Annotated in this window: 14 protein-coding genes; 7 read left to right on the forward strand and 7 right to left on the reverse strand. The window is 44.5% G+C overall.

Going from position 1 to position 12,460, the window contains the following annotated elements:
• Together PN499_RS19365 and hslO are read right to left on the reverse strand one after the other, a co-directional pair.
• Nucleotides 1–2,136: hypothetical protein (locus PN499_RS19365; protein ID WP_272033737.1), on the reverse strand; the 2,136-nt coding region annotated here is incomplete at its 3' end.
• A 55-nt stretch (nt 2,137–2,191) separates the two neighbouring features.
• The gene (gene hslO, locus PN499_RS19370) at nt 2,192–3,091 is read right to left on the reverse strand and encodes an Hsp33 family molecular chaperone HslO (protein ID WP_007356907.1); all 900 of its coding nucleotides are present in this window, start codon (nt 3,089–3,091) and stop codon (nt 2,192–2,194) included.
• A gap of 92 nt (nt 3,092–3,183) precedes the next feature.
• On the opposite strand from hslO, the gene PN499_RS19375 reads away from it, so the two are divergent.
• From PN499_RS19375 to PN499_RS19390, 4 genes are all read left to right on the forward strand, one after another.
• Nucleotides 3,184–3,525 carry a hypothetical protein gene (locus tag PN499_RS19375; RefSeq protein WP_272033738.1) on the forward strand — a complete coding sequence of 114 codons (342 nt, stop codon included), beginning with the start codon at nt 3,184–3,186 and terminating at the stop codon, nt 3,523–3,525.
• Entirely contained in the window at nt 3,522–3,707 is a 186-nt protein-coding gene (locus PN499_RS19380; protein WP_272033739.1) for a hypothetical protein, read from the forward strand. The genes PN499_RS19375 and PN499_RS19380 overlap by 4 nt, the downstream gene beginning before the upstream one ends.
• Nucleotides 3,708–3,805: 98 nt before the next feature.
• On the forward strand, nt 3,806–4,195 hold the full coding sequence (locus PN499_RS19385) for a hypothetical protein (RefSeq protein WP_272033740.1): 390 nt from the start codon (nt 3,806–3,808) through the stop codon (nt 4,193–4,195).
• A 50-nt stretch (nt 4,196–4,245) separates the two neighbouring features.
• Nucleotides 4,246–4,884, forward strand: a complete 639-nt coding sequence (locus PN499_RS19390) for a Uma2 family endonuclease (protein ID WP_272033741.1) — start codon at nt 4,246–4,248, stop codon at nt 4,882–4,884.
• A gap of 7 nt (nt 4,885–4,891) precedes the next feature.
• Here PN499_RS19390 and PN499_RS19395 read toward each other — a convergent pair whose 3' ends face one another.
• Nucleotides 4,892–7,234 carry a tetratricopeptide repeat protein gene (locus tag PN499_RS19395; protein WP_272033742.1) on the reverse strand — a complete coding sequence of 781 codons (2,343 nt, stop codon included), beginning with the start codon at nt 7,232–7,234 and terminating at the stop codon, nt 4,892–4,894.
• 187 nt (nt 7,235–7,421) lie between these two features.
• Here PN499_RS19395 and PN499_RS19400 point away from each other — a divergent pair, with 187 nt between their 5' ends.
• Together PN499_RS19400 and PN499_RS19405 are read left to right on the forward strand one after the other, a co-directional pair.
• The gene (locus PN499_RS19400) at nt 7,422–7,646 is read left to right on the forward strand and encodes an NfeD family protein (protein WP_272033743.1); all 225 of its coding nucleotides are present in this window, start codon (nt 7,422–7,424) and stop codon (nt 7,644–7,646) included.
• A gap of 20 nt (nt 7,647–7,666) precedes the next feature.
• On the forward strand, nt 7,667–7,948 hold the full coding sequence (locus tag PN499_RS19405; RefSeq protein ID WP_272033744.1) for a cupin domain-containing protein: 282 nt from the start codon (nt 7,667–7,669) through the stop codon (nt 7,946–7,948).
• A gap of 88 nt (nt 7,949–8,036) precedes the next feature.
• Here PN499_RS19405 and PN499_RS19410 read toward each other — a convergent pair whose 3' ends face one another.
• The 4 genes from PN499_RS19410 to PN499_RS19425 form a co-directional block, all read right to left on the reverse strand.
• Nucleotides 8,037–8,381 carry a type II toxin-antitoxin system PemK/MazF family toxin gene (locus PN499_RS19410; protein ID WP_272033745.1) on the reverse strand — a complete coding sequence of 115 codons (345 nt, stop codon included), beginning with the start codon at nt 8,379–8,381 and terminating at the stop codon, nt 8,037–8,039.
• Nucleotides 8,368–8,544, reverse strand: coding sequence for a toxin-antitoxin system, antitoxin component, Xre family protein (locus PN499_RS19415; protein WP_272033746.1), 177 nt, complete (start codon nt 8,542–8,544; stop codon nt 8,368–8,370). The genes PN499_RS19410 and PN499_RS19415 overlap by 14 nt, the downstream gene beginning before the upstream one ends.
• Before the next feature lie 99 nt (nt 8,545–8,643).
• Nucleotides 8,644–10,974 (reverse strand): diguanylate cyclase domain-containing protein, encoded by a 2,331-nt coding sequence (locus PN499_RS19420; RefSeq protein ID WP_272033747.1) that lies wholly within the window; start codon nt 10,972–10,974, stop codon nt 8,644–8,646.
• Between the two features lie 210 nt (nt 10,975–11,184).
• Nucleotides 11,185–11,343, reverse strand: a complete 159-nt coding sequence (locus PN499_RS19425; RefSeq protein WP_272033748.1) for a hypothetical protein — start codon at nt 11,341–11,343, stop codon at nt 11,185–11,187.
• A 256-nt stretch (nt 11,344–11,599) separates the two neighbouring features.
• Between PN499_RS19425 and PN499_RS19430 the strand changes: the two genes are divergently transcribed.
• A partial coding sequence (locus tag PN499_RS19430) for a glycosyltransferase family 4 protein (RefSeq protein WP_272033749.1) occupies nt 11,600–12,460 on the forward strand: 861 nt, incomplete at its 3' end.

Raw genomic sequence — 12,460 nt, forward strand, 5'->3', positions numbered from 1 at the left:
CCCTAGCCCCTGTTCGGGAAATTTAGGTTGCTTATTGCTCTTCTCAATAGGAGGTTCGGATTCTACAGGAGGAGAATTCAGAGACTCTTGCCAAACTTCAATTTGCGATCGCGCCTCTTCATAAATGCGAGTACCGGAGGGAATTTTCCTCAGAATCGCGATCGCACTCGGCAAATCGGATGCAGATTGTTCCTGGGCGATCGCGAAAATTCTCTGACTCCAATCATTAATCGCCTCGTCAGCTTCCGATCGCAACCCGCTAGACTCCGGTACCTGATTGGCTAGCAAAATCGCCGTTTCCAAAGCATCAGCAGTCCCAGGTTCAGCCGCCTGACGAGCATTTTGCAAACCATCCTTTGCCTGTAACTGAGATTCCCAGTTGCGGATATTCGATCGCGCTTCATCGTAGAGTGTCCGTCCCGGTTGAATCTTGCTAGCCGCCGCGATCGCAGCTAACAAATTACCATCATTAGCTAACTGCTGCGCCTGATCTAAATAAGGCCGATCTCGAAACTGCTGGCTTTGATCTCCCCAAGTTTTAATTTTATCCTGAGCTTGCTGGTAGAGCGCCCGCCCAACGCCAATTTTCCTGGCTTCAACAATGGCAGCTTCCAGAGAATTAGCATCCCCCAGAGTCGCGATTTGGTCGGCCCTTTCTAGAATTGGAGTGTCCTCCATTAACTCAACTTGGCGAGTCCAGGTTGCGATTTCCTTCTGCGCTTCTGGCCCTCGCGGATTTCCCGCAGGAATTGTCTGTAATTGCGCGATCGCCACCTTGAGATCGTTCGCGCCTCCCTTTGCAGCTACTTGGCGTGCGGCTTCTAGGGTTTTCACATCCGCTATTTCTTGTTGCCAATTGCTAATAAACTCTTGGGCGTTATTGTAAAGTGGGCGGTTAGATTTAATCTTTTTAGCAGCTTTGATCGCATTCTCCAAACCCGCGATCGTCCCTCCTTGAGTCTGAGAAGCAGCGCTAGCTAACTGTCTAAAATCTTTGACTTCTTCTTTTAAATTGGCGCTTTCAGGAATTTTATTCACAATGTCGATCGCGCCTTGCCATTGTCCGGTTTTCAACTGCGCTTCTGCTAATTCCATAATCTTTTTGCCAAATTCCGCGATCGCCTTTTGAGCAGCCTGGTAGATGTAGCTTTCAGGAGCGATCGCACCAGCTAACTGAATTGCTGCAAAAAGATTGTCTACCCCTCCAGCCTCCGCCGTACTTCGAGCTTTTGCCAACTTGTTACCATCTGCACGGGAAGTCTGAATTGCCTTAGTAATTTCCTCGTATCTAGCAGTTTCCCAGTAAGTATTGCCGATATCCAGCAGCAGAGTTGCTTGTCGAAACGCTTGATTCCAGTCTTCCTTGCGAAGATAATCTTCTGCGGCTTGATAGATTTTTTCTGCATCATCCCAAATTAACTGCCATTGCTGGATTTGCTTTTCCACTTGCGGGTAAGCGGGAACATCGCTAGGGACTTTACGAGCGATCGCGATCGCTTCTCCCAGATTACCCGCTTGGAAAGCAGCATCGCCTAACTTGAGAATATCTTCCGACCAGTTTTCAATCTGACGATTAATTGCAGTCCGCAGGGGGTGATCCTTGGGTAGAGCATTAACCAAGTCAATCGCCGCCAGCAAGTCCTCCACTGTCTGTTTCTGGGCCGTCACCTCAGCGCAATAGAGGCGATCCGAAGCTGAAGCCGTTGGCCAAAAAATGCTCAGGCAATTTGGTTGAGCCGCAAGGCGGAACAGAGATGCGATCGCGATAAAAGCTACCCCGCCGGGAAGCGCTACAATTATCGCCACCCAAAACGGCCATTTCGTCGGCCATCGCCGCCAATTTTGCCAGAACTTGGGCCCAAGAGAGGGGGGTTTGGGTTGTGGCGGTTCTGGTTCTTCCTCAGTTGCCAAGCGCAGAGCCAAGGCTTTTCGTCGCTCTGCGCGGCTCACTCGCCCTGGCTGAGCCCCTTCGGGTTGAGAATCTTCCCTTGCTTCTAACGGCTCTGAGACTGACCATAGGCCCGATATTTCCCGCTCTTCACTCATAATCACCACCACAAAAAGCAATCTAGCAGCTTTGACTGTTTCACATACTGCAATGGTTGCTATCGTACTCCCCAACTCCCAAAAATCCAAATTTGTTAACTGTTAACTGTTAACAGTTAACCGTTAACAGTTAACCGTTAACTGTTTAAGATTGGGCTTGTGCTTGCAAATCATCGATCAGTTCGGCTAGATGATCGCTGCTGGCTTTGTAAACCTCGCCGCAGAAGTGACAAGTCGCTTCTGCACCATCATCCTTTTCAATCATGTCTTGAAGTTCGGCTTCGCCTAACATTTTTAAGGCTCCTAAAACGCGATCGAAGGAACAGCCACAGTGAAAGCGTAGCATCTGAACCTCTGGCAAGATTTCCAGACCCATATCTCCGAGTAGTTCCTCAAACATCTGCTCTAATGTCTTACCAGAGCGTAATAGAGGCGTAAAACCGGATAGTGAAGCTACTCTAGATTCCAGCTTTTCCACCAACTCATCATCAGTAGCAGCTTTGGGCATAATTTGTAACATGAGGCCGCCAGAAGCTTGTACGCCTTCAGCACCAACAAATACTCCCAAAACTAAAGCTGAAGGCGTTTGTTCCGATGTGGCCAGGTAATGGCTGATGTCGTCGCCAATTTCCCCAGAAACCAGTTCTACGGTACTGGAGTAAGGGTAGCCATAGCCGACATCTCGCACGACGTAGAGGTAGCCTTCACCGATTGCGCCGCCGACATCAAGTTTACCAAGCGCATTGGGCGGAAGTTCGATTTTGGGGTTATCTACATAGCCGCGCACGGTTCCATCTGTGCCAGCATCAACCATCAACCCGCCCAAGGGGCCATCCCCTCTAATGCGAATATTGACTCTGGATTGCTGTGTTTTCATATTAGAGGCCAATAGCAGCCCTGCTGACATAGTGCGGCCGAGGGCGGCGGTGGCGACGTAGGAGAGTTGGTGTCGCCGTCTAGCTTCTTCCGTGAGGCGGGTGGTGATTACGCCTACAGCCCGAATTCCGCCCTCTGCGGCTGTAGCGCGAATTAATTGATCGGCCATGAACCTTACATTTCTTAACAACTTCCACTTTCTTTATTCTAGCGGCGTTCTACTTCGCCTAAAATCTATAGCGTAATTTCACACAACTAGACATGGCAAAACTGCCCATAGAAATTGCCGAAACCATTTGGAGCCTAAAACGGCAACTATTGCATATTATTGAAGATGCTACAGAAGCCGAATATACTCTCTTTGAGCAATTTGGAGAAACCGACAGAACAATTGACTATTTAGATCAGCTAAACAATGTAGCACAGCAAGCCGATGAGCGGTTTTCCCAGTTTTCCATATTGCAACGACGCTTGGCTCATGCAGTACCCACAGCAACTTCTGATATGCTAAGGTTAGTAACAGAAGTTATTGCTTATACCCAGGCTAGACTTCCCGCATGGGAACGCAGCATTGAAGAAATTAAGATTGAGTGGAGATTATGATAAACCAACAAGGATATATGCCGCCCCGAAATGTCGATCGACAACTCCTGGCCAATTTACGTCGTAGTCGCTTGGAAATGGAAGAATTAGGTTGGAAATTAGAAGAAGTTATTGCCAAATTAGACGAAGACCATCGACAAATTCAACAAAAACGGTTACAAATACTTTTAAATAGTCAGTAGTTATATAAATGTTGAGAACGTTACTATAGAGGCGATCGCTTTTTATGGGTTAGAGTTGATAAGTTGTCCCGTTCTACAATCTAAAATATTTAATCGCTATGTTTGGTAATTATCAACAAAGTCACTTGCGGATTGAGGTTAATGCTTCGGAGAGTGAGATTCGGGATAGTTTGTTACGTCCGAGTCAATTGCAAGAGTGGCTGTGGCCGCAACAATTTAGTAGTGGAATGCCGGAACAATTATACAAAGGTTTGGCGTTTACGAGTTGGGTTGGCCCGGTGGCTTTGGAGCACAAGGTAGAGATTGCGGAGTCTAATTGTTTGCGGTTGTTATTGAGTCAAGGGATTGATGGGTTTCACGAGTGGTATTGGGGGGATGGTTGGGTACAGTCGCGGTTAGAGGGGGTGTCGGTGATGCCTTTGAGTGTGGGGCAAACTGTTAGTTTGTTGCGATTGCGGGAGTTTTTGAAGAAGGGGAAGGGGGAATAATTAATAGCTCAATTTATCGGCATTCAAATACTAAAATTTAGGAGCTTGTAATGATTAGTACCTCAACTCCTGCTGAACAGAGAACTTTGCTTAGAAATATTAGCTGGCAAACTTTTGAAAGCTTGCTTAGCGATCTTGGGGAACACCGTTCCTCACGCCTGACTTACAATCGGGGTACTTTGGAAATTATGACACCTTTGTATGAGCATGAAAAACCTAAAGAAGTGCTTACGGCTCTCATTGGTATTATAGTAGAAGAGTTGAATATAGAGATTGCTAGAGCAGGTTCTACTACTTTTAAGCGTCAAGAATTAGGGCGCGGTGCTGAGCCTGATTCCAGTTTTTACATCCAAAATGAGAGATTAGTCAGAGGTAAAAGTAAAATAGATTTGAGGAATGATCCGCCGCCTGATTTGGTAATAGAAATAGATATTACTAGCAGTTCTCTTGATAGTTTTGATATTTATTCTGCATTGGGTGTACCGGAAATTTGGAGGTATAACGGGCGGGTTTTACAATTTTTTCAGTTTCAAGATGAAGAGTATGTAGCTTGTGAGTTTAGTCGAGTTTTTTCATTTTTATCTGTGGCTGAAATGGGGAGATTTTTGCAGGAGAGTAAAACTGTAGGGGAGACTACTCTGTTGCGAGGGTTTCGAGTTTGGGTGAGGAGTAAAATCATTTCCGGTTGATTCCCTATTATATCAGTTTGCCTGCCGCCTGTTGCACTTTTTCAACTTGTCTGGGGGCTTCCATTTCGGTGAATAGTTGAATTGCTTTGTTAAAGTTTTCTTGACTATCAGCAGTATTTCCTATTGTTTGATAAGTTAAGCCTAATTGATAGTAAGCTTCAGCTAAGTCACATTTAGCGCCGATTTTTTCGAGAAGTTGGATTGATTCTGAGTGATTTAAAAGGGCTGTTTCAAATTCTCCCTGTATGCGATAGAGTTCTGCTAGACCACTGCAAGCTTGTCCCTTAATCTGAATATAGTAGCTGTCTTCAGCAAATTTGATAGCTCTTTGAAACATTTCAAAGGCTTTGGGAATTTCCCTTAAATTTTTATAGGTTAAGCCTAAAAATATTAATGCCCACCCATGACTCCAAGGCTGCCACTCAGTTATTGAAAGTTCACGATAGGCTTTTTCAGCCAAATTATGTGCTTCTTGATTTAAGCTCAAACATGAATTACAGAAAGCTAAAAAATAGCAGGCATCTACTGAATGATAATGAAATTCTGTATTTTGAGTAGCAAAATAGCAGCCTTCAAAAAATTTTTTTGCTGTCTCTATTTCCCCAATAGATATATAGCCATATCCAATGTTCACAAAAGAAACTACATACGTTTTTTTTAAGAAAGATTCTAAGTCTTCTTCCTTTTTATATGTATTTTCTAAAAAGTTAGATACGATTTGCTGAGTTTTTTTATGATAATCTATTCCCCGATTAGGTTCACCTTTCGCGTAGTGGATGTCCCCTATCGATAGATAAAGTTCAATTAGTAAATCAGCAGTATTAATATCCAGAAATATTTTATCAATTATTTGGTTGAACTCTGAAATAGTCTGTTGCAACAAACCGAACCTGTATAAGCTTCCACTAAAATACTCTCCTATATAGTTTTTTGTCCATTTGTTAGACCTCCTAATTACGAAAACTCTCCCTGCCAAATCAAATTCCTTAATTTCAAAATAGTGATAATAAGCTTCTAATGCTTTCTTAGCATCTGCTATAGTCTCCACAGTCTTAACACTCTCTGTCCAAAATTCTGCTGCTGTCTGGTTAGTAATCTTCCAATCTTCACTTTCCCTTAACCTACTTATCGCCTCTGCCCGAATCACTGGATGCAACCAATATTCTCCTTTGAAACACTCTACTAAAGATCGACTTCGCAAAGAATCAATCACCCGTCTGCGCTGTGATTCTGGCACATCCCACAGTAAGCACAATAACCCCTCAGTGGGAACAGTCGGCACATCCTGATAGCGATAACATCCCAAACGGCAGAGGAGTCGATAGGCTTCGGGAGAAGTTTTTTCGAGACGATTAAACTGCTCTTTGACAAGGTTTTCTACAGCCAACTCCACTAATAAACCAGCTTCGACTTTATGTTCTTGCCAATAGTCTACCATCCCTCCATCTCTCTGTATGGGATCGCATAAAATATTCATCGCCAAGGCATTACCGCCATAAGCTTTGTGCATTTCTTTTAGAGTTATCTCATCTATCTCAATATCGCGGCTAAAAAAATCTTGCCACGCTTTTTCATCAAGACTAGGTAATGAGTAATTAGTGACACCTACGCATTCTGCCAAAGGTTCGCGACTGGTAATCAAGGTTACTGACTGTACCGAAGAGTCAGCCAAAACTCGCAACAATTCCACATAGCGGCGATGGGGTTCAATAAATCTGCCTTGTCCATCTAGCGCGGGTTCCAAATTATCAATTAATATCCCTACTCGGCGCGTCTGAAGTTGGCGTTTCAGTCTCCCAAGTGTAACTCCAAACTCGCGGCCAGGTTCTTCCTGAAAGTCGCGCTTTAGCCATTCTTCAATCACGCTTTCAACCAGGGTAATATTTTCTTTCTCCTTTGCCATTAGCAATTCCAGTATTAAGTCAAAACCCTGAGACTTGAGATATTCCTGGGCTAGTGTTGTCTTTCCCACGCCTCCTGGTGCTTGGATGAGGATAACTTTTGCGCCTTGGTTGATGCGGGTGTTGAGGTGTGCGATCGCATTTTCACGGCCGATAAAATTTAGGTTTAGCGCTGAAGGATTTTCCTTTACAGGGGACACCAAAGGTAAATCTGTTTCCTGAATTTCGCTGAGTTCAGCAACTTCTTCCCAGTTAACACCTACAGCCTCACAAATTGCCATAAAGGTAGATCGCTCAATGGCACATCTTGCCCAAAACCGCTTTAGTGTAGCTTCTGAGGTTTTGGCATTTTTTACCCATATTGAAGCAGTTTTCTGCCAGCGTTTCCTGAGTCTAGCTTCGTCAACGATTTTTAGCCCCTGTTCTGATGCCTTCAGAGAATCAATCATTGTTCGCCATTACCCCTACGGTGTTCTCATCCGATTTTAGATCGCTTTGGTTCAGTAAGAGAAGCAGTGAGCTATTTAGTGAGCTAAAAAAATGAACCCAACTGAGCCGCCAAGCCAATTTGTATCTGGGATATTGGAAATGTGGGAAGCAAATCTCAGTTGCCAATAACACTAATCAAATTTACCCATGTTTTTCAACCGTCGCAAACCCAAATTTCAAATGTTAGAAGAACCAGAGAGAGGAATTGTAGACGAGGCGATTGGGCCTAACCAACCCGGCAGAGTTAAAGCAAGGGGCAGTTATTGGCCAGCAGAACTCTATCAGCCCGATTGCCAAACCCCTCTCCTTCCCGGCGAGTCAGTTCTTGTGCTGGCTATCAACAATATTACCTTGCTTGTAGTCAAATTGTAATTTTCATGGAGGAAAATATTATGAAATCGTTACCAATCTTAGAGAAAACAGCGATTGATAGTGGTGAAATCGTCAACGTTTCGCCCTCCCAAACCCTCGATAATCACGTCCATGCCTCGACAGAATACATGATGGTTTTGGAAGGTGAACTTGAACTAGCGATGCAAAATCCTAAAATTGGCTGGTGGTATCGCAAAATTTGTGTTTCTGGCGAATGTTATGAAATACGGCCAGGTTGGGTTCATCATGTCACAAATCTGTCTGGCGAGCGCGATGCAATGATTCAGCGATTTTATGAATAATGAAGTAACCGCGATCGCTCTTCCCAAAGAAGCGCGATCGCTTTTATTTTCGATCTAAATTTAACATTTGCCAATTGTTTGACATCTCTCACGTATCCCCTATAATTCTGGTTAAACCCTCCCTAAGAGATTGGATATCTATATCTTGAAGCCTTCCCAGTTTCTTGATAATAAGTTGTTTTTCAATAGTCGTAATAACTGGCTTAATCATCGAAGACTTTAGAAGACCTGCCGATCGCCACTCTGTTATGATGAGATCGCCCACTTTCTGGCTACTGCTAACTTGACTTGTTATACCCATAAGAATGCGATCGGGATATTCTGCATTATAAATCTCAGAACTAATAACAACTGCTGGACGTTTTTTATTCGTAGTTTGATCTGTAAATGGAAATGGAACTAAAACCACATCACCAAAATTATAACTCGTCATACTCCGCATCCTCTGGGTTATCCCAAATTTTAGCAAAAGCTGGTTCTGAGAGTTTATTTCCCGTATAAATGAGAAGACGATCTTCACTTCGCGTCAATAGGAAGTCGATAAAATCTTCTAATACCGTAATTTTATCGGGTGGCAAACTACGTATTTTTTCCATCAGCTTTGTTTCAGAGTTTTGGGTGATACTCATGTTACTTGAATTAAGGTTTACAAGATTCTAGTTTAATATTATAAACTATTAATGAGTTCTCCCCTTCTAAAATCTAAAATTATTGCGACCATCTTCCTTCGCACGGTACAAAGCACCATCGGCCTTCTTCATCAAAATATCGCTATCATCGCCATCCTCTGGATAGATAGCAATGCCGATACTAGAACCGATCGCAACTTTATTTCCTTCCAAATCAAATTCACCCTGCAAAACTTCCAAAATTCTCTGCGCGATCGCCGCCGCATCTTTAGCACGAGAAATATTGGGCAATAAAATGATAAACTCGTCCCCACCCCACCTAGCAATAGTATCCCCTTCCCGCAGACAGCTACTCAGCCGCTTTACTACAGCCTGCAACAGGCGATCGCCAATCGCGTGTCCCAAAGTATCATTAACAATCTTAAAATGGTCTAAATCCAAAAACATCAAAGCAAACAGGCTGCCCCTACGGTGAGCATTCTGCAAAGCTAAATTCAATTTTTCCCCCAAAAGAGTACGATTGGGCAAACCTGTCAGGCGATCGTGTAGCGCTTCATGGCGGATCATTTCCTCCATCTTCTGTCGCTGAAGCGCCCCGCCAATACTTTCCCCAATCACCATTAAAATTGAAATTTCACCCTCCGACCAACGGCGGTGGGAATCATTACCATCGTCAAACCCCAAATAGCCCCAAAGTTGCCTCTCAACTCGAATCGGCACGATCAGCCGTGACAGCAAACCCTCTCGCTCTAAGACTTCCCGCTCTTCCTTTGGGAAAGAGTCAATAAAATCTGTAATCGCATGAGTCGCTTCTAAAATGCTTTGCCACTGTGTCAGGCCAAAGCTATTGGGAGTTAAATTCTGGCGATCGGGCGGGTTAATGCTAGGCTCGATCGATGCCATCACCCATTCAAACCGCAAACTCAAGGCCGCTTCTTCCGTCTCTGGGTGGGGGTGAGTCTCATAAATATAGACGCGATCGACACCTGTCACCACCCCTAAAGTCCCTAGCGCTTTAATAATCGCCGCTTTATGATCTGCGTCTGTCAATAAATGGTGCATAGCAGTCGCCACACCTTGCAGCAAGGTTTCTTGCTTGTGAAGTTCTGCTTCCGTTTCCTTACGCTTAGTAATATCTTCTACAGTGCCTTCGTAACCAGCAATCTGACCCCTCTCGTCCCTGATGGCGCGAGCACTCTCAGAAATCCAGATGGTAGTACCATCTTGGCGATAAACTTGAGACTCAAAACCAGAAATGACATCTTGCTTCTGGAGCAAGCGTTTGAACTCATCGCGGCGGTTGGGGTTAACATAAAGTTGCCGGCCGATGTCCGTAATGCCCGTCATCAGTTCGTCAGGGGATTTGTAGCCGTAAATGCGGGCAAGCATAGGGTTGACGGTTTGATAGCGCCCTTCGGCGGATGTTTGGTAGATACCAGCAACGGCGTTTTCAAAGATATTGCGGTATTTCTTATGATGAATGACCACTCCCAACTGTACGCCAACAGCCGAAAGTAGGGAAATTTGTTTATTTTCTAAACGGGGTTCAAACATGAAAAAAACAAGTACCGCGATCAGTTTGCCGCTGGCAAGGATGGGAATGCTTAGTCCGGCTTGAAAACCTGCAATGGCGGCGATATCTGGGTCAAGGAGGCTATCAACGGGTTGCGGTAAGTCGGCGGGCATCCATTTGAGCGGTTGCAGCGACCAGATTTGCCCTAAGTTACTACTGGCGGAAAATTTCTGTTGTTTTCTGATGCTACGGAATGAGTCTAAATTTTGAGAAGTGCTGTAGTAGGCGGGGGTACATTCTATGAAGGCGGGATCGGCACTGGGAACCCAAGCTTCGGCGTAATTCCAGTTTGTGACTTGGCAGATTTTTTGTAGGGCAATGGTGAGAGCTGAATCGAAGTCTTGAGCTTCGGCTACACTTAAGGTGATGGTTTGCAAGAGGTGGGCTACAGCTCTGTTCCTTTGTCGCTCGGTGATGTCGTGGCAAATGCCGAGTATTTTGGTAATTTTCCCGGCGACGAAGATGGGGGAGAGGTCGATCAGCACTAGCTGAGAGCCTGTTTCTGTTTCTAGTGGCTGTTGGTAAGAACGGGATTGCTGTTGTTGGAGGCAGGTAGTGAGGTTTTGCTCGGTGTTACGGGCGATCGCATCTGGTAAGCACTCGCTGATTGATTTGGAGGTTACGTCGATGTCTGCGATCGCGTACATTTGTAAGTAGATGTGGTTAGCACAGACGAAATGGAATTCTCCTTGAATTGGCTCTACTATAAAAATGCCCTCGGAGCTGTGTTTGAAGATGGCTGGCAATATGGCTTCCTGTTGGCAAGCTGAGTTCTCTTCACCGACGGGAGTGCTGTTTGGTTGTCTCAAGTTCCAGCAAAGCATTTTTACTTTTACCCTGTTATTTGGAAGCGGAGCTTTTCTTTACTTACTAAGTTAGGATAAAATTTACTCCTTAGCAGCAGCTAAGATCACATAACTTCAGGTTTTGGCAAGAGTGGCTGGGGGCTGGGGAGCAGCGGATGGGGAAGATGCAGAAGATGTGAGGATGGGGAGGATCGGAGAGAGTGTGACGATGGTATTTTGAATAATTAACTACATCCAGCGGGTTTTGAAGCGAGGCATAATTGCGATCGCAGGGGGTAACAACTGGTAAGAAGGTAAGCACAGATCGTGCGATCGCAGCATCAGACCATGCTGGAATATTGATGAGTTCGGAGTTGAGAAGCCACAATAGGCTGTAAATAAAACCAACTGAAATTGATTCTTACCACCAAGAAAACCCACCCATAAAAGTTGAGGGTGTGACCGAAATAAGAGGAGATAATTAAATCAAAAATACCAATAAATGAAAAGCAGACTCAATAATTATTTCCTCCTTTGCCTTCTGCTATTCTAGATAACTAAATTGTTCTGCCCTTCTAGATAACGATGTTAACGTTTAATAACTATATAATGGAGTCAATAATCACTAAAGTTTAAGATATATAAACTTCTAGGAGTGGAACAGATGAAGATTTTGGTATTGGCATGGGAGTTTCCGCCCCGAATTGTGGGTGGGATAGCTCGTCATGTAGCGGAATTGTATCCTGAGTTAGTCAAGTTAGGGCATGAAGTTCACTTGATTACCGTAGAGTTTGGTCAAGCGCCCATGTACGAGGTGGTGGAAGGAGTACGGGTGCATCGAGTACCAGTATGGCCAGCTCATGATTTTTTCCACTGGGTTGTCAACATGAACGAAAGCATGGGACATCATGGCGGGAAACTGATGCTCGAAGAAGGGCCTTTCAATCTAATTCACGCTCATGATTGGCTAGTGGGAGATGCTGCGATCGCCCTAAAACACACTTTTAAAGTACCGCTGATTACGACTATACACGCAACGGAATATGGACGGCATAACGGTCTTCATGCCAACGAACACCGCTACATCAGCGGTAAGGAAAATGACTTAGCCTATAATGCTTGGCGGGTAATTGTCTGTAGCGAATATATGCGACGGGAAGTGGAACGGGTATTAGCTACTCCTTGGAATAAAATAGAAGTTATTTACAACGGCATTCGTGCTGAGAAAAAACCTCGCTGGAGCGATTTTGACGCTTTAAACTTCCGACGTAAATTTGCTCACGATCACGAAAAAATAGTTTACTATGTTGGTCGAATGACCTACGAAAAGGGTATTTCGGTATTACTGAATGCCGCTCCGATGGTACTATTGGCAACGGGAGGCAATACCAAGTTTATAATTATTGGTGGCGGTCATACGGAACACTTAAAACATCAAGCTTGGGAATTAGGAATTTGGCACCATTGTTTGTTTACGGGATTCATGTTTGAGGAATATCTTGATAAATTTCAAACGGTGGCTGAC

This window comes from Kamptonema animale CS-326, from assembly GCF_028330895.1.
GTDB classification, from domain to species: Bacteria; Cyanobacteriota; Cyanobacteriia; order Cyanobacteriales; family Microcoleaceae; genus Kamptonema; species Kamptonema formosum.